The sequence below is a fragment of the Rhodococcus sp. MT28 genome, assembly GCF_058792695.1.
In genome coordinates, this window is the sequence record NZ_JBXAFD010000001.1 from 1,218,392 (window position 1) to 1,234,039 (window position 15,648).

A 15,648-nucleotide genomic window follows, 5' to 3' on the forward strand; every position below is an offset into this window, starting at 1 on the left:
GGAATCAACCGTCGACGATGACGACGTGAAGATTCCTCGGACCATGGACACCTTCGACGCGCTCGAGTTCGATGTCGGAGGTCGCCGACGGGCCGCTGATCATGGTGGTGGGGCGCTCCGGTGTCAGCTTCGCAATCGCCTCCGGCACTCCCACTTCCACACTGCTGCGATACACGACGCAGATGTGTGTGTCCGGTACCAGTGTCAACGCACGGCGTCCCTGTGATGGACCGGCGTCGAGGAAGATGGTGCCGGTTTCGGCGCACGATACCTTCGAGCCGGTGACAACGGCGTCGAGGTTCTCGAGTTCAGGAGCCGGTACGTCCGGGCTGTCCACCACCAGCGTTCCGTCGAATCCGGCTACCCATGATCGGTCGAGGCCGGCGGGGATCCCCAGAGTGTGTAGTCCGCGCTCTCTCAGTATTCCGGCGACGGCCTCGGCGACTTCTGTTGCAGCGCAATGGTGAACGTGCGCCTTGTAGTCCACCAGACGGTCGACGAACAAATCGATGAGTTCCCCGTCGGACATGGTTCTGCCAGTCCGGTAGTTTCGCGGTATCTCGCCTTCGCGGGCGGGCGCCAAGGTGATGGCATCACGAATGCGTCCGAACACCACTTCACGTGAATTCATCTGTCCGCCTTCCCGTCACGACGAGCCTCGTCCAATGCCGCGCGGCCTTCGTCGGAGTCCCACCAGGATCGGAAGGTCTGCTTGGGAGGTGCGGGAATGTCTCTGGCAGCTGTCCAACCGTTCAATGGAGGTGGCAACGTAGAGATCTTCCCTTTCCTGCCGGCCACGACGCGTCCGAGCCCGGCAGCTTTCTGAGCCAACGTCCACCGGCCCTCGGTCGACATCGCCAGAGAGGCGGCTTTCATCGCCAAAGACTCTGCTGTGACACCGGATTGCTCGACCTTTTGGTGACGCAATTCGACGAGCAGCGAGGGTATGTCGATCTTGACCGGGCAGGCGTCGAAGCACGCACCGCACAGACTCGAGGCAAAGGGAAGCGTCGAGTTGGGATCGTCTTTGCCATGCATGCCCGCGAGCTGCGGAGTCAGCACCGCGCCGATCGGTCCCGGATAGGTCGATCCGTAGGCGTGACCGCCGGTGCGCTCGTAGACCGGGCACACGTTCAGACACGCCGAGCACCGTATGCAGCTCAGGGCTTCCCTCCCGATCTTGTCGGCAAGCGCGGCAGTCCGACCGTTGTCGAGGAGGACCAGGTGGAACTCCTGTGGACCGTCGTCGGGCGTGACGCCGGTCCACATGGAGGTGTACGGGTTCATCCGCTCGCCCGTCGAGGACCGCGGCAGCAGTTGCAGGAAGACCTCCAGATCCTGATACGTCGGCAGAATCTTCTCGATGCCCATCACGGTGATCAGTGTTTTCGGCAGCGTCAGGCACATTCGCCCGTTGCCCTCCGACTCCACGACGGTCAGAGTGCCCGTGTCCGCGATGCCGAAATTGGCGCCGGAGACGGCGACCGGCGTCGTCATGAACTTGTGGCGTAAGAACTTTCGTGCAGCTGCGGCAAGTTCGGCCGGGTTCTCCCCGAGGTTCGGATCGACATCTGGCATCTCGCGAAGGAATATCTCCCGAATCTCGGACCTGTTGCGATGGATCGCGGGAACCAGGATGTGCGACGGTTTGTCATGGCCGAGCTGGACGATCAATTCCGCGAGATCGGTCTCGTAGGCGGTGATTCCGTGGGCTTCGAGATGCTCGTTGAGACCGATCTCCTGCGTGGCCATCGACTTGACCTTGATGACCTCGTCGGAGCCGGTGGCTTTGACAAGTTCGGTCACAATGGCGTTGGCCTCGTTGGCATCCGCCGCCCAATGCACCTGCCCACCGCGCGCGATGACTGCAGCTTCGAACTGTTCGAGCAGTTCCGGCAACCGCGCCATGACGTCGGCCTTGATCGCCGAACCCGCATCACGCAGGTCTTCCCAATCGGGAAGCTCTCCAGTCACGTTGATGCGCTTGGCACGGATGGTGTGCGTCGCCTTGCCGATATTGCGTCGCAGTTGCGCGTTGGCCAGCTCGTGATGTGCTGCGACGGGGAATTTCTCAGTACCTCGCAGGAACCCTGCACCCTCGGGCGACCTCGGCGGGAAGCTGGGCAGACCCAGCGTCACAGCGCTCATGCGTGCACCCGGCTTTCCACCGACGCCAGAATCTCCGCGAGGTGAATGGTCTTGGCGCCCATCTGCAGTCGCGACATACCGCCGCCGATATGCATGAGGCACGACGAGTCTCCGGCGCTGCAGAATTCGGCGCCGGTGTCCGCAACGTGGCGAATCTTGTCCGCCAGCATGGCCGTCGAAGTCTCCGCATTCTTGATGGCGAAGGTGCCGCCGAATCCACAGCAGGAATCTGCTTCGGGGAGTTCGACCAGATCGATGTCGCGGACGTTGCGCAGCAACTGAAGTGGCTTGTCCCCCACCCTCAACATGCGCAGTGAGTGACAGGTCGGGTGATAGGTGACCCGGTGCGGGAAGTACGCGCCCACATCGGTGACCCCGAGAACGTCCACGAGGAATTCGGAAAGCTCGTACGTCTTTGCCTTCACGGTCTGCACCTGTCCACACAGCGACGCGGTGCCGTAGCGCTCGGCGACGATCTCGTGTTGATGACGGACCGAACCGACGCACGACCCCGATGGTGCGACAACCGCGTCGATCGACGCATCACCGAAGGTGTCGGCGTAGTTCGCGACCAGCGGTAGTGCGCCCGGCTGATAGCCGGTATTGACGTGCATCTGCCCGCAGCAGGTCTGCCCGGACGGAAACACGACGTCGTGCCCGAGACGGGTGAGCAGGAGGGCGGTGGCCTTGACGGCGTCGGGAAACATCGTGTCCCCGATGCAGGTGGCGAACAGCGCTACTCGCATGTGGTTCCCCGCAATCTGTCGGTGTGGTCTGACCACAGTAATACATCCCCGGACAGGCCACCCCATAAACGGCGTCCACCCGGTTATGCTCTTGCCTCATGCCGACCGAGCCGAGCCCGCGAGCGTGGGAACAAGTACTGAGCCACCTCGAACGTCGGCTCGTTTCAGGCGAGGTGTCTCCTGGCCAGCGCCTGCCGGGAGAGAGAATTCTGGCAGCAGAGTTGGGCGTCGGACGGTCATCGGTCCGAGAAGCGTTGCGGGTCATGGAAGCACTCGGCCTCCTCAAGGCGCAGACTGGCTCCGGCCCGACGTCCGGCGCGATGATCGTGGCCAAACCGACCGGCGGTATGACCATGCTGATGCGGATGCAGGTTGCAGCACAAGGCTTTCCGGTCTCGGATGTGGTGAAGACACGACTCGTACTCGAATCCGAGGTGATGCAGTCCCTGGCATCGCGGACCCCGGCACCCGACCTCCGCGCGGCCGTCGAACTGCTCGACTCGATGGAGGACGCAGCTCTCTCGGCCGAGGAATTCTTGCTACTCGACGCACAGTTCCACGTGGCGCTCGCCGATGCGGCGGGCAATCAGGTGATCGCAGCCATGATGACCGGCCTGCGCGAGTCCATCGAGGCCTACGTTCTCGCGGGCGTCCAGGTCGACAGCTGGCCGAGCACCTGCATGCGACTGCGTGACGAACACCGAGGATTGGTAGATGCGGTCAACGCGGGTAACGGCGAACTCGCACGTCAGCGCATAGTCGGCCACATCCGCGGTTACTACTCGGAAAGCGCCCACTCCGGCCGGTGACAGGGGGTGGTAATTGCGCCTCCAGAAGTCGTGTACTGTTGGTTTCACACCGACGCGGGGTGGAGCAGCTCGGTAGCTCGCTGGGCTCATAACCCAGAGGTCGCAGGTTCAAATCCTGTCCCCGCTACAAAGAAGAGGCCCGTAGGTTGCGAAAGCGACCTACGGGCCTTTTGCTGTGCGCCTTTATTGACCGCCGGGGGTTAATAAAGGCGCACAGCAGTACCTCACACCACCACGTTGTGAAAATCGATCTCTGCGACCAGCATGCCGGAGAACCACCGATCCAGGTCCTCGTCGGTGACGGACTCGGGCATGGCGTCCACTTCGCACGCCAGCACCGCCACCTGGGACACGAACGGCGGAGCGACATGCATGTCCACCCAGTCCTGCAACGCTGGTTCGCGATCTACCTTCACTGCCGCCGCCTCCCGGCACCACGACAGATACAGGGTTTCCGCGGCGTACATACCAACCAGGGCCGCCGCCCTCCCCTCTTCGCGAGCGAGGGTCAAGGCATGCGTGGACAGCACGGCCGACTCCTCGACCAGCGCCGCTGCGTCACCCTCATATGGGAAGCGGGAACGCAACTGCGCGAAATACTCGCGCTGTTCGCCCACCAGGTTCGACATCGACGTCACGTGGTCGAGCGCGTCGTCGAGCGTCGGGGATTCGGCGACCACCAACCCCAACACCTTGACGGCCGTAAGTACGAATGCCTCTTCGATCACGAGGTACCGGCGGAATCCCTCATCACTCAACGTCCCGCCGATGGTGTCCTCGATGAATGGAACCGCCCGCGCGGCAGCGAGATTACTCTGCTGCCGCGCGAGCAGGTCTGAGGAGCGACTCATTCGCCGGCGACCCAACTGATCAAGCCGTCGAACAGGTCGGTGTATCCGGGCCACTGCTCACAGAACTCCGGCGGAGCCCAGTGCGGCGAGCAGTCCGAGGTGAAGACGATCGACCGTCCGGCGCCGTATTCACCGGCAGCGACAAGCGGATCGCCGTTGATGGTGGCGGGAACCACGGCACCGTCCTTCGCGACGACGCGGTTGTATCCCAGGAGCGCGGGCCAGGAATCGCCGGCATTACCGAGAGCCGGGTGAGCAGCATCGACGACGGTGGGAACGATCCCAGCCGGTGTCTCGACGCGATCGTCCTCGGCCAGCATCGTCACGGGCAGTACCTCGGCGATCGCGGTCTGGCGGAAAGCTGCTCGCGCCTGGAATCCGGAGAACGAGAGGTAGCCACCGATCATCATCAGTGAGCCGCCGGCGTTCACCCAGTCACGAAGCGCGACAAGGCGATCCTCGCCGGCGCGGAACTGGTCGAACACGCCGGGAGCCAGCTGCAGCGAGTTCGCTCCGATGTCGGAGAGAACGACGACGTCGAACTGGGACAACGCTTCTGCGGTACCAGGGAACTGCGTCGGCACCAGGTGTGCGGGCATGTGTGTCACGTCGTGGCCACGTGAGGTGAGCGCATCCCGAAGCGGACCGACACCCTCGACGTAGGAATGGACGCTGAACTCGTCGACGCCCTTGACGTGCGTCGACGTCGTCATCCAGCTCTCGCCGGCGATCAGTACTCGTTTACCCATGACTGCTTCTGTTTCCTTTCGCGGCCTGCTCGAAGAGCGACCTCGGGTTGTCTCGCATCAGTGCGGACACTTGCTGGGGATCTACGCCTGCGCGCACCAATCGGGCGGCGAAGGCGAGTGGTACGTAGGAGAATCCGTTTCCGCCGTGCTTTCTGAGCATTGATTTGAGGAAGAGGTCGTGACTGAGCAGGAGCTGTGATGCGTGACCGGAGGTGACCAATCCGGCTACCGCAGTGGCTGTTTCCGCCGGATGCGGCGAAAGACCCTCGCCGGGGAAATCGAAAGGCATCCCGATCATGTCGAACTCGAGAAAGACACCGCGGTCGGCGAGCGATCGTTGGTAGTCGGCGTCGTGTCCGGACGGGTCCATGTGGCACAGGACCACTGCTTGCGGATCGACGCCCATCTCGTCGACCACGATGTCGACGACGTGATGTCCCACGCGCTGCCAGCCCGGAAGGTGGACGAACAGGGGCACGTCCACCTCGCGCTGGGCGATGCATGCCGCCCGCAACGCTTTCGCCTCGTTCTGAGTGAAGAGCGGGGAGACTCCGATCTCCCCGATCACGCCAGGAGCCAATTCCTTTGCCGGATCGAACTCCTCGACGAGCGAACCTGCCAGATCGTCGACACCGAGTTCGTGGACCTCGACCGGATGGGTCGTCTCGAGGTACCACCCTGAACCCATGATCACTCGCACGTCTGACTTTCGCGAGAACTCCGCCAGCTTCTCCGGTGCCCGGCCCAGTCCCGGCGGTGTCAGATCGACGATCGTCCGACCACCGAGGCGGGCGAAGTCCGCAAGGTCTTCCACCACGGCCGATCCGTCGTCGACTCGACAATTGTCGAGACTGTAATACGGATTGTCGTGAAGAAGCCAGGCATCCTCGGCGCGTACCGGACCGGCCAACCGCTGTGCCACAACCGGATCCGGGGCCTCGGTGTACGCACCGGTGACGTCGTTGTGCAGATGTTCGTGTGGGAGAACCAGTCCGAGTTCCGAGCTGTCCACGGTTCCCGTGACAGTACGAACCTTGCTCATGAGCGTGCAGGCCCCGACGGTGCGGACTGCAGGTGTCGCCACAGCGCGCTCAGTGTATGTCCGCGCATGTTGATCCAGATGGCCAGTAGCAGAACGACACCGGTGATGATCGGCGTCAGGAACGGGCTCACGCCGAGCAGGGTCAATCCGTTGGCGATGATTCCGGTCAGGACGGCGCCGATGACGGTACCGATCACGGTGCCGCGACCGCCGAAGAGATTGGTGCCACCGAGAACCACCGCGGTGATCACGGTGAGCTCGAATCCCGTTGCGGAGTTGGCCGAACCCGAGCCCAGTCGAGCCGCGATCAGCAGTCCCGCGATACCGGCAGCCAAGCCGGTGAAGACGAGCGTCATCATGAGCACACGACGCGTGTTGACGCCGGACCGTCGCACGGATTCGACGTTGGAGCCGATACCGGTGACATAGCGCCCGAAGCGCATGCGGTTGAGCGCAATTGCTCCGATGACCACGACGACGAGAGCAATCCAGGCGCTGGCGGAGAACCCGAGGAACTCAGCAGTTCCGAGCTTCGCGAAGTAAGTGTCGGCAGGAACCGGAACGGAGAATCCTTCGGTCCGATACAGCGCGATACCGCGAATGACGGACATCGTCGCCAGAGTCACGATGAACGGCGGAATACCCTGATAGGCAGCGAGCCATCCGTTGACCAGGCCCCAGGCCGCACCCATCACCGGGGCGGCGACGAAGACCAGGGACGAATCGACGCCGGCCTGGATAAGCTCGGCACTCATCGCCGCGACGAACGCGACGATCGCACCGACGGACAGGTCGATCTGACCTGCCGTGATCACGAAAGTCATCGCCACCGCGATGATCAGAACCGGAGCGATCTGGGTTGCCAGGTTCGACAGGTTCGTGAATGTCAGGAACGACGACGTGGTCGCCGAGAAGACGGCTGCGACAGCAACTGTCACCGCCAGCATCGCGAGGGTGGGCTTGTTGACGCTGTCCCACAAGGAGGGTTTCGCGGCGAGCTTGCGCTCGATCGGCGCCTGGGTCTTCTCGAGAGTGGTCATGCCGTGGCTCCCTGTGTTGCTGCCGATGTCCGTTGCGGCACCGGAGTTCGAGTGATGAGTCCGACGAGGGACTCGATGTTGAGGTCGCCGATCGGAACGTCGTCGACACTCTGCCCCTCGTACATGACCGTGATTCGGTCACACACGCGGAACAGGTCCTGCAGGCGGTGTGTCACGAGAATGACGCCCACGCCGGCCGCTGCGACGTCCGTGATCAGCTTGAGCACCGACTCGACCTCGGCGACGGCAAGCGCTGCGGTGGGCTCGTCGAGGATCAGTACGTCTGGGCGGAAGGAGACTGCGCGGGCGATCGCGACGGTTTGCCGCTGTCCGCCGGACAGTTGCCCGATCTCCTGGTAGGTCGACTTCACCTTGACATGCAGGTCGGCGAGAATGTGAGCCGCCTTCTCGTGCATGGCATGCCGGTCGAGGAAGGGGCCTTTTCGCGGTTCTCTGCCGAGGAACAGATTGCTGGCGACGTCCAGCGTGTCGCACAGAGCCAGATCCTGGTAGACGATTCCGATCTTCTTCTGCTGGGCGTCGAGAGGCGTCGAAAAGCGCACTGGTTCACCGTTGACGCGCATTTCGCCGCCGTCGTGCTGAACCGCACCGGCGAGAATCTTCATCAGAGTGGACTTACCGGCGCCGTTGTCGCCGACCACTCCGAGTACTTCACCCTTCGCCAGCCGAAGGTCCACTCCTTGAAGGGACTTCACCGGTCCGTACGACTTGGTGATGCCCGAGAGTTCGATCAGTGGAGGTGCCATGATTACTTCTCCAAGTAGTACATGTAGTCGGCCACGTTCTCCGGGGTCACGATCTGGGTGGGAACCGGGATGTTTGCCGGAGCGCCGCGTCCGCAAGCCAGGTCGATTGCCGAATTCATTGCCTCATGGCCGAATTCGAAGGTGTTCTGCTGGACCACGCCTTTAAGCCAACCGGCTTTGAGTCCGCCTACCGCCTGATCCGAAAGATCCCAACCGACTGCTTCGATGCGATCCTGCGCCTTCTGACTGTTGACCGCCGCGACGAGACCGATCAGTGCCGGCTCACCGGTTGCGTAGACGTACTTCATGTCGCCACCGCCGGTCAGCAGGTTCTCCGCTGCGGTCTGTGCGTTCTCCTGAATGTTACGTCCGTCCACGACGGTGCCGACGGTCATTCCGCGGCCGGTCACGGTCTCCGTGAAGCCCTTCTGCCGCTCCAACTGGACAGTACTGTTGAGCGCGCCGACGATACCGACCGTTCCGGTGTTGTTCGCGACGTCGGCCAAGGTGTTTCCGATCTTGGCGCCACCCTCGGCGTTGGCCGTACCGACCTGAGTCGACAGTGCCGGATCGTCGATGGTCGCGTCGACCGCGACGACGGGGATGCCCGCGTTCTTGGCCTTGACCACCGACGGCTTGATTCCGTCCGTGTCGATTGCATCGACGATGATCGCGTCGACTCCGGCGGCGATCAGATTGTCGAAGGCGTTGGCCTGCGCGACGGAATCGTCGTTGCCGCTGATGATCTGCAGGTCGACGCCTGCCTTGTCCGCGACGTTCTTCGCGGCATTGTTGATCTGGTTGAAGTACAGCGCCTGGAGGTTGATGGTCACCAGACCGACCTTGAGCTTGCCGTTCGTCCCGTCACAGCTTTCGGCGACCCGGGTCGGCTGCGGGATGGACGAGCCCCCCGATGCGTCCTTCGAGTCACTCGACGAAGCCGAGTCACAAGCGGTGAGCGTGAGCGCGACTGCAGCTCCCAGCGCCAGAGGCAATGCACGTTTCATCATCGAGTCTCCAAAAGGGTGTGAGGGGTCAATGTTGCTGTGAAGCTGTCCAATTCATCTCGGGTGGGGCATCCGCGGGGGCCTGCGGTGGCGCAAGCCAATGCAGCCGATGCCCCGGCGAGTCGTGCGGCGTCCACCGGTGATCGCCCGGCGTCGACAAAAGCGATGTACGTACCGCCGAAGCAATCACCGGCCCCGACTGCATCGACGACGTCGACCGCTACTGCCGGTTCGCTCGTCACCTCGCCGTCCGGTGTGGCCAGTGTCCAACCTCGCGAGCCGTCGGTCACCAGCAGATGGGTGTGGTGCTCGGCGGCCAGAGTCTGCCACTGGTCGAAACCGATCCCGAACTCGCCTTCCCACAGGGCACGCCCTACGACGACGTGGTCGGCCAGAGCGAACGCGCGCAGTGCCGCGGCTTTGTTTTCACAACCGTCCAGATCGATTACCAGACTTACGCTTCCCGGTAGTTCATCCGGGAGGAAGACCGCACGGTATCCGTCGAGGAACAGTCGTCCACCGCCGGCAGCGGCCAATCGGGTGACGACAACTCCGATGCGTTCGGCATCGTTCGGGTCGTCCTGGCTGATGATGGAGCGATCGCCGTCCTGCGCGATGAGAACAACTGCCGTCGACAGGAACGCATCTCGCGGCGACCAACTGGTGTCGACGCCGTCTGCCTCGAGGGCTTCGAGAAACTCGGTGGACCGCGCGTCCGGGCCCACGGCACCGGCAAAGATCACTTGCGCGCCCATTCTGGCCGCGGATACCGCAGCATTTGCATTCATTCCACCGTCGATCTGACTGATGGCCGTTGCCTGAACGCGCTCACCGAGTACCGGTACGTGTGGGACATGTACCGTCACATCGTTGTTGGCGTATCCACAAAAGACAATCATGGTTACTTTCCTGCGGCCCGGGACAGTTCGCGGACCTTCTCGCCTGCGACCCGTCCCCACCAGCGTCCATTGTCCTTCACCGAGGATGCAACTATCGCGCCGTCGCATTCCTTCATCAGCGCTGCGACATTGGCAGCCGTGATGCCGGAGCCGATGATCACCGGAAGAACGGTGTTGTCTCGGATCACGGAAACCTCGTCGACCGAAGCGGCGTCACCGGTGCGCGAACCCGTCGCGATCAGAACATCTGCGTCGAAGAACTCGGCGTCTTCGGTCTGTTCCGCGACAGTGCGGTCCGCGACAATGGCATGCGCACCGTGTTTGACGTGCACGTCAGCGAAGATCCGGACCGGGTCGGCGCCGATGCGATGGCGGAAGCGCGTCGTCTTGGCCGCCTGACCCTCGATGAATCCCTCATTGGCAATGTAGGCATTTGCCCACTGATTGACGCGCACAAAACTCGCGCCTGCCGCCCACGCTGCGGCCACTCCGCACTCGCCGGCGTTGGACAGGATGCTGACGCCGACCGCCTTGCCGAACTCGCCGACCACCGCTGCCGTGATGACTCCCATGCTGGCGGCGGTTTCGTATCCGTGTTCGCCGGGCTTGAGGAACGGTATGTCCCAGTGATTTTCGACGATCACACCGTCGAAACCGTTGTCGACATACGCGTGTGCTTCCTCGACGGCGAAGCGAGCAATTTCCGAAACCGGCTGCCCGGTGTAGTGCGGGCTGCCCGGCAGGGCCGGGAGGTGAATGGCCCCGATGAGAGAGGGCGTGCCGGTGAACATCTCTGCCAGCGCCGAGGGCTTGGGCGGAAAGACTCCGAGCGGTGATGCGGTCACTTCAGCTACCCCATTCCATGCGCAAGATTTGCGCTGTATGTCCATGCACAAGATCTGCACACGATGTAATCGATTGCCTTGATGAATTAGCAGGTTATGCGATCAACACCGGGTTGTGTCAAGGATTTCACAATTCGAATGTGTAAACGATTGCCTCAATCGCGTTACATGCGGGACACTGGACCGTGCGGTTCGATAACCTCGGACCCGAATCGAGCAGAAAACGGGGGACGCATGCGCAAGGCGACCATTCGCGATGTCGCGGAACTGGCCGGGGTGTCGACGGCCACCGTGTCGCGGGCACTGTCCGGATCCCGCCCTGTCTCGGACGAGCTTGCAGCGACGATCAAACGAGCCGCGGATTCTCTCGGATACTCGGGAAACATCATCGCCAGCTCACTGCGTCGCAACCGGACGGACACTGTCGGAATGGTGGTTCCGAGTATCGCGAACCCCTTCTTCACTTCGCTGGTGGTCAACGTCGAACACGTCCTCGCTCGGCGCGGCCTACAACTGTTCCTGTGCGATTCTCGTTCCGATCCCGACGTGGAAGCGCAGCGGCTCAAGTCGCTCGTCTCCCGGCAAGTGGACGGAATCATCATCAGCCCGTGCCACGGCGAACTGAGTGCCGAAGCCGTCCGAGCCAGCGCGGCAACGCTTCCGGTCGTTCAACTGGACCGGTTTGCAATGGATACCCAGACGGACTGGGTCGGCGTCGACGACGACGCCGCTCAATCCCTGGTGATGGAGCATCTGTCCGAGCGTGGCGCGCAATCAGCCGCCTTCATCAGTTCCGAGCTGACCAATTCGTCAACAGAACTTCGCCGGGCCGGCTTCTTCCGCCACGCGGATCGAATGGGCATCGAAACTCGTGACGAGTGGACACAACTCGGCGAGTACTCGATCGAGTGGGGGCGCACGGCATCCAACATCATCCTGACCGGCAAAACTCGCCCCGACGCCCTGGTCTGCGCCGACGACTTGATCGCACTTGGCGTGTTGCAGACGTGTCACACATTGGGCATCGACGTTCCCGGCGACGTTCTGGTCACCGGTTTCGACAACATCCCATTCTCCGAATTGTGCAACCCGCCGTTGACCACCGTCGGGCAGCCGCAGGAAAGAATCGCGGAAGAAGCTGTGCGACTTCTGGATCAGGCGATGAACAACTCTTCCGAGTCGACAGCCCACATCGCGCTTGCTCCTGAACTGATTGTCCGTCAGTCCACCGTCGGCCAAGCGGCGGCAACCGCACCGTAAGCAGCGATCGCATCGTCCAGTTCGGAAACCTTGACGCTTTCGTTGGCCGCATGCATCAGCGAGGGAGTGCCAGGGCCCCAGATCACGACGGGAGCACCAGGGGCGGCGGCGGCCAGTACCGAAGCGTCGGTGAAGTACGAAACCGGTTCGGTTGCAACAGGGATAGGCAAGGTAGCCAACCACGGATCCGACGCGTCGGTACGCACACCTCCCAGATGAATCGACGTCTCCACCGAGTCGACTTCTGGTTGGGCTCGCCACCACGCGAGCAGGTCGGCGCCGTCTCCCACCGTGCGGTGATCGATCACCGCACGTGCACTGTCCGGCACGATGTTCGGAGCCGAACCCCCGCCGACCAAGCCGAGGTTCCAGGTTTCGGCACCCAGAAACGCGTCGGACGACAGCGGAAGCTCACGCCGGGCTCGGTCGACGACGTCAAGCAGTTTGAGGACGGCGTTGGTTCCTCGCTGCGGCGTACTCCCGTGCGCGGCTTTTCCTTTGACGGACACTTCGAGCCACAGTGCGCCGCGGTGCCCCAGGTTGATGCGATTGCCGGTCGCCTCGGGAACGATGACGGCCCCGACCTCGAGATTCGCAACGGCGTCGGCCGAACGAACAGCCCCGAGCGATCCGATTTCCTCGTCGCTCGTCAGCAACAGCGCGACCGGGACTCCACGTTCGAAAGCGTCGACAACCGCGGCAGTAGCGGCAACAAGGCCGGCCTTCATATCCGATGTCCCTCTGCCGAGGAACAATTCGCCGTCGACCTGTGCGGCGTACGGGTCGAACTCCCAGTCGGAGACAGTGCCCACTGGCACCGTGTCCACGTGGCAGGCGAACAGTAGTCTCGCGGCCGAGGGTGCAGCTTCGTTGGTGATCAAGGCCCAGGGATGATTGCCGGTCAGGTCTGACTCCACCTTCGCCTGTGGCGCACGTGAGAGAACCAACGAGACAATCGAATCCATCGCCCGCCGTTGAGGAGCGGCCTCCCCCGAGACCGTGTCGAGAGCTACCAGTTCCGAGAGAAGTCCGAGGGAATCCATGTACCTATTCTTGCACTGCCACGGATTCAGTGCGCTGCCAGCTGGGCGATGACGACGTAATTGTCGTCGGTCGACTCTCCTTCGACGACATCACAATTGGCGAGGATCAGCCGTCCCGGAACCGATTCGCGCAACTCGTGAGCGCCCAGCAGCGAACCTTTGTGCAGCGGTCCGACTGTTTCGACGTCGTACTCAAGCGTGCCGTTCGGTGTACCCAGGAGAATTCGATCGCCCGGCTCCACTACCCGGAGCGCCCGGAACGGTGCTTCGCGAGTGGTGTAGTTGTGGCCGACCACGACAACTGTTTGTGTGGTCGACGTTCCCGGCATTCCGCTTTCACCCCACCACACCGGCAGTTCGTCGACGGGATTCAGTTGCTGCCCACTCTCGCCGCCGCGCATCAGTTTCTCCGAGTGCAACGGACTGCTCAGGTACGTGACCCCGGACGCAGACCTCAACTCGATCCTCTCGGGTTCTGCCGGATCGACGGTCACCGAAGCCGGTGCAGCCGCGATATGCGACTGCACCGGCGAGCGGTCAGGTAGCGATCCCGCGTTCTCGCCCGAACATCCGGATACGAGGAGGGCGAGGATCGCTACCGCCGAGAGACCGGCGCTACGCAGACGTGTTGCCCGGGCCGTCATGACGCTTGCGACGAACAACCACCGTCGTAGCTGCTGCGGCGGCAGCGCCCACGACTCCGACGCCGATCAATACAGCCGGCAGGTTGGAGTTGCTGCTACCGCTGGTGCTGCTGCTTGCGGTGTCACCGAGAGCAAGGTCGACCGGGGGCAGGCTTCCGGCGAGCGCCGGATCGCCGTCGGCATCGGTGACGTAGTAGTCGACGACGTCGAAGGCTCCCTTGTTGTTGTAGTAGCCGACCAGCTTGACGCCGGTCTTGTTCACTACAGCGGTGGTCTCGTCGACCTTCGTGACCCCGGAGCCGTCGTCAGTGTGCTCACCGATGATCACTTCACCGCCGACGCCTGTTCCGTTGTCGATCTCCTTCTCGCCCTTTGCCTTGAGCTCGTCGACGATCTTCTGCGCTGCATCCGCTTCGGCCTTTGCGGCGGCTGCGGCGGCCTGAGCTTCCTTTGCCTTTGCTGCTGCGGCGTCGGCTGCGGCCTTCGCGTCTTCGGCGGCCAGGTAGAGATCCTGCGCCTTCTTACTCGCTGCTTCGGCAGCTTCGGCCTTCTTGGCGGCTTCGGCAGCCTTTTCGTCGGCGATTGCTCGCTTGTCGGTGGCCGCCTCCCCTGCAGCATCGGCCTCGGCCTGCGCCGTCTCCGCGGCCTTCTGTGCAGCGGCAGCGTCCTTCTCTGCGGAAGCTGCGGTAGCTGCCGCTTCATCAGCAGCCTTACGGGCGGCGGTGGCAGCTTCTACCTCGGTGGCGGCTGCGGACTCGGCTGCCTTGGCGGTGGTTTCGGCGGCGGAGGCCACCTTCTGAGTTTCCTTGACGGTGATCGCGAGCTGCTTGGCATTCCAAGCTGCGGCCAACGCCTGAGCCTTAGCGACGGCTGCCTTCGCGAAATCCCAGTTCTTGAAGGCTTCCTCGGCTTCCTTGTTCTTGTCCGCTACCAGTTTGGCGTTTGCATCCGCGGCAGCCTTCGCCTCATCGGCCTTGGCCTGCAGAGCATTAGCCTCGGCGCGCGCCTTTGCTGCCTCTTCGGTCTTGGGCCCCGAACCGGCGGCCTTCGCAGCCTCCTCGAGTTCAGCAGCCTTGGCCGCGGCCGCGTCGGCTTCTGCCTGAGCTGTTTTTGCTACCTCCTTGGCATCGGCCGCCGCGGACTCCGCAACCTTGGCCGCCTCTTCGGCTTCCTTGGCAGACTGTTCCGCGGCCCCGGCCTCCGCCTTGGCCTTGGTCGATTCGACCGCCGCCTTGGTTGCCTCGACGCTCGCCTGGGTCATTGCCTCGGTCGCCTTCACCGAAGTGTCTGTCGCTGCGGACGAGTCGACCCCTGCCGTCGCGGCTGCTTCGGCGGCCTTCGCTGCCGCGTCGGCAGCTGCCTTGGCTTTTGCTTCGGCTTCCGCCAGTGCTGCAGCGTCCGTACCAGCGGTTTCGGCACTGCCCGTGCCGGCGACCCCGGCTTCAACCTTCTCCGGCGTGGTCTCGGTGCTCGTCGCCGCGTCGGCGTCGGTGGTGGCAGCTGCCTCTTCCTCGGCGCAGGTCACCAGCGGATCAGCGCTCGGGGTACACACGGTTTCCGGCTCTGCCGATGCAATTCCCGTGCCGCCCACCGCCAATCCGAGAGCTAGTACGGCACCGGCGGCCGCAGAGCGGACCCTCCGAGAATGGGCGATGGACTTCTCCGACATAGCGCTCAACCTTTCGGCCTTCTTTACGAAGACGGCAATTCCGGCGTGGACAGCCTTTACTTCGTCGGCTGACTTCCAGACGTTACGACCGGTCGGTCCGAAAAATTGAGAGCTGCTGCTCTACCCGCA

At 63.1% G+C, this 15,648-nt stretch carries 16 protein-coding genes and 1 tRNA gene; 3 read left to right on the forward strand and 14 right to left on the reverse strand.

The features are described from left to right. Positions 1-4: 4 nt before the first annotated feature. The 3 genes from AC1Q6C_RS05860 to AC1Q6C_RS05870 are packed head-to-tail and all read right to left on the reverse strand — an operon-like array spanning position 5 to position 2,894. Positions 5-631 carry a LutC/YkgG family protein gene (locus AC1Q6C_RS05860; protein ID WP_492666423.1) on the reverse strand — a complete coding sequence of 209 codons (627 nt, stop codon included), beginning with the start codon at positions 629-631 and terminating at the stop codon, positions 5-7. Continuing rightward, positions 628-2,148, reverse strand: coding sequence for a LutB/LldF family L-lactate oxidation iron-sulfur protein (locus AC1Q6C_RS05865; protein ID WP_003940584.1), 1,521 nt, complete (start codon positions 2,146-2,148; stop codon positions 628-630). Before AC1Q6C_RS05865 ends, AC1Q6C_RS05860 begins: the two co-directional genes overlap by 4 nt. Further along, positions 2,145-2,894, reverse strand: coding sequence for a (Fe-S)-binding protein (locus AC1Q6C_RS05870; protein WP_003940529.1), 750 nt, complete (start codon positions 2,892-2,894; stop codon positions 2,145-2,147). The genes AC1Q6C_RS05865 and AC1Q6C_RS05870 overlap by 4 nt, the downstream gene beginning before the upstream one ends. Positions 2,895-2,992: 98 nt before the next feature. Here AC1Q6C_RS05870 and AC1Q6C_RS05875 point away from each other — a divergent pair, with 98 nt between their 5' ends. Together AC1Q6C_RS05875 and AC1Q6C_RS05880 are read left to right on the forward strand one after the other, a co-directional pair. Further along, the gene (locus AC1Q6C_RS05875) at positions 2,993-3,703 is read left to right on the forward strand and encodes a FadR/GntR family transcriptional regulator (protein ID WP_073512605.1); all 711 of its coding nucleotides are present in this window, start codon (positions 2,993-2,995) and stop codon (positions 3,701-3,703) included. A gap of 53 nt (positions 3,704-3,756) precedes the next feature. Beyond that, positions 3,757-3,830: transfer RNA gene (locus AC1Q6C_RS05880), tRNA-Met, on the forward strand. 97 nt (positions 3,831-3,927) lie between these two features. Here the strand turns inward: AC1Q6C_RS05880 and AC1Q6C_RS05885 are convergent. The 8 genes from AC1Q6C_RS05885 to AC1Q6C_RS05920 are packed head-to-tail and all read right to left on the reverse strand — an operon-like array spanning position 3,928 to position 10,903. Then, a complete protein-coding gene (locus AC1Q6C_RS05885) occupies positions 3,928-4,554 on the reverse strand; it encodes a TenA family protein (protein ID WP_058037937.1) in 627 nt (208 codons plus the stop codon). Continuing rightward, positions 4,551-5,303, reverse strand: coding sequence for a glutamine amidotransferase (locus AC1Q6C_RS05890; protein ID WP_054828143.1), 753 nt, complete (start codon positions 5,301-5,303; stop codon positions 4,551-4,553). The genes AC1Q6C_RS05885 and AC1Q6C_RS05890 overlap by 4 nt, the downstream gene beginning before the upstream one ends. Further along, positions 5,296-6,387 carry a phosphotriesterase family protein gene (locus AC1Q6C_RS05895; RefSeq protein ID WP_228232250.1) on the reverse strand — a complete coding sequence of 364 codons (1,092 nt, stop codon included), beginning with the start codon at positions 6,385-6,387 and terminating at the stop codon, positions 5,296-5,298. The genes AC1Q6C_RS05890 and AC1Q6C_RS05895 overlap by 8 nt, the downstream gene beginning before the upstream one ends. Continuing rightward, on the reverse strand, positions 6,342-7,385 hold the full coding sequence (locus tag AC1Q6C_RS05900; protein ID WP_003939698.1) for an ABC transporter permease: 1,044 nt from the start codon (positions 7,383-7,385) through the stop codon (positions 6,342-6,344). Before AC1Q6C_RS05900 ends, AC1Q6C_RS05895 begins: the two co-directional genes overlap by 46 nt. After that, complete coding sequence (locus AC1Q6C_RS05905) at positions 7,382-8,152, reverse strand: ATP-binding cassette domain-containing protein (protein WP_003939830.1); 771 nt, start codon at positions 8,150-8,152, stop codon at positions 7,382-7,384. The genes AC1Q6C_RS05900 and AC1Q6C_RS05905 overlap by 4 nt, the downstream gene beginning before the upstream one ends. Before the next feature lie 2 nt (positions 8,153-8,154). After that, entirely contained in the window at positions 8,155-9,162 is a 1,008-nt protein-coding gene (locus tag AC1Q6C_RS05910) for a substrate-binding domain-containing protein (RefSeq protein ID WP_019745494.1), read from the reverse strand. Beyond that, a complete protein-coding gene (locus AC1Q6C_RS05915; RefSeq protein WP_050654580.1) occupies positions 9,159-10,058 on the reverse strand; it encodes a PfkB family carbohydrate kinase in 900 nt (299 codons plus the stop codon). Before AC1Q6C_RS05915 ends, AC1Q6C_RS05910 begins: the two co-directional genes overlap by 4 nt. 2 nt (positions 10,059-10,060) lie before the next feature. Continuing rightward, a complete protein-coding gene (locus AC1Q6C_RS05920) occupies positions 10,061-10,903 on the reverse strand; it encodes a BtpA/SgcQ family protein (protein WP_003940276.1) in 843 nt (280 codons plus the stop codon). A gap of 234 nt (positions 10,904-11,137) precedes the next feature. On the opposite strand from AC1Q6C_RS05920, the gene AC1Q6C_RS05925 reads away from it, so the two are divergent. Continuing rightward, positions 11,138-12,163: a LacI family DNA-binding transcriptional regulator gene (locus AC1Q6C_RS05925; protein ID WP_003939717.1), complete on the forward strand. Its 1,026-nt coding sequence runs from the start codon at positions 11,138-11,140 to the stop codon at positions 12,161-12,163. Here the strand turns inward: AC1Q6C_RS05925 and AC1Q6C_RS05930 are convergent. From AC1Q6C_RS05930 to AC1Q6C_RS05940, 3 genes are read right to left on the reverse strand one after another with little or no spacing between them, the layout of a single operon-like run. Next, positions 12,124-13,206, reverse strand: a complete 1,083-nt coding sequence (locus AC1Q6C_RS05930) for a M20/M25/M40 family metallo-hydrolase (RefSeq protein ID WP_054828142.1) — start codon at positions 13,204-13,206, stop codon at positions 12,124-12,126. The two genes, AC1Q6C_RS05925 and AC1Q6C_RS05930, sit on opposite strands and share 40 nt — an antisense overlap. A 26-nt stretch (positions 13,207-13,232) precedes the next feature. Continuing rightward, the gene (locus AC1Q6C_RS05935) at positions 13,233-13,850 is read right to left on the reverse strand and encodes a sortase domain-containing protein (RefSeq protein ID WP_007730021.1); all 618 of its coding nucleotides are present in this window, start codon (positions 13,848-13,850) and stop codon (positions 13,233-13,235) included. Continuing rightward, positions 13,822-15,519 carry a hypothetical protein gene (locus AC1Q6C_RS05940; protein WP_065454959.1) on the reverse strand — a complete coding sequence of 566 codons (1,698 nt, stop codon included), beginning with the start codon at positions 15,517-15,519 and terminating at the stop codon, positions 13,822-13,824. The genes AC1Q6C_RS05935 and AC1Q6C_RS05940 overlap by 29 nt, the downstream gene beginning before the upstream one ends. Positions 15,520-15,648: the final 129 nt, after the last annotated feature.

Coding starts and splice junctions, on each gene's coding strand:
- AC1Q6C_RS05860 (WP_492666423.1), bottom strand. CDS start 631: ATGAATTCACGTGAAGTGGTGTTCGGACGCATTCGTGATGCCATCACC.
- AC1Q6C_RS05865 (WP_003940584.1), bottom strand. CDS start 2,148: ATGAGCGCTGTGACGCTGGGTCTGCCCAGCTTCCCGCCGAGGTCGCCC.
- AC1Q6C_RS05870 (WP_003940529.1), bottom strand. CDS start 2,894: ATGCGAGTAGCGCTGTTCGCCACCTGCATCGGGGACACGATGTTTCCC.
- AC1Q6C_RS05875 (WP_073512605.1), top strand. CDS start 2,993: ATGCCGACCGAGCCGAGCCCGCGAGCGTGGGAACAAGTACTGAGCCAC.
- AC1Q6C_RS05885 (WP_058037937.1), bottom strand. CDS start 4,554: ATGAGTCGCTCCTCAGACCTGCTCGCGCGGCAGCAGAGTAATCTCGCT.
- AC1Q6C_RS05890 (WP_054828143.1), bottom strand. CDS start 5,303: ATGGGTAAACGAGTACTGATCGCCGGCGAGAGCTGGATGACGACGTCG.
- AC1Q6C_RS05900 (WP_003939698.1), bottom strand. CDS start 7,385: ATGACCACTCTCGAGAAGACCCAGGCGCCGATCGAGCGCAAGCTCGCC.
- AC1Q6C_RS05905 (WP_003939830.1), bottom strand. CDS start 8,152: ATGGCACCTCCACTGATCGAACTCTCGGGCATCACCAAGTCGTACGGA.
- AC1Q6C_RS05910 (WP_019745494.1), bottom strand. CDS start 9,162: ATGATGAAACGTGCATTGCCTCTGGCGCTGGGAGCTGCAGTCGCGCTC.
- AC1Q6C_RS05915 (WP_050654580.1), bottom strand. CDS start 10,058: ATGATTGTCTTTTGTGGATACGCCAACAACGATGTGACGGTACATGTC.
- AC1Q6C_RS05925 (WP_003939717.1), top strand. CDS start 11,138: ATGCGCAAGGCGACCATTCGCGATGTCGCGGAACTGGCCGGGGTGTCG.
- AC1Q6C_RS05930 (WP_054828142.1), bottom strand. CDS start 13,206: ATGGATTCCCTCGGACTTCTCTCGGAACTGGTAGCTCTCGACACGGTC.
- AC1Q6C_RS05935 (WP_007730021.1), bottom strand. CDS start 13,850: ATGACGGCCCGGGCAACACGTCTGCGTAGCGCCGGTCTCTCGGCGGTA.
- AC1Q6C_RS05940 (WP_065454959.1), bottom strand. CDS start 15,519: ATGTCGGAGAAGTCCATCGCCCATTCTCGGAGGGTCCGCTCTGCGGCC.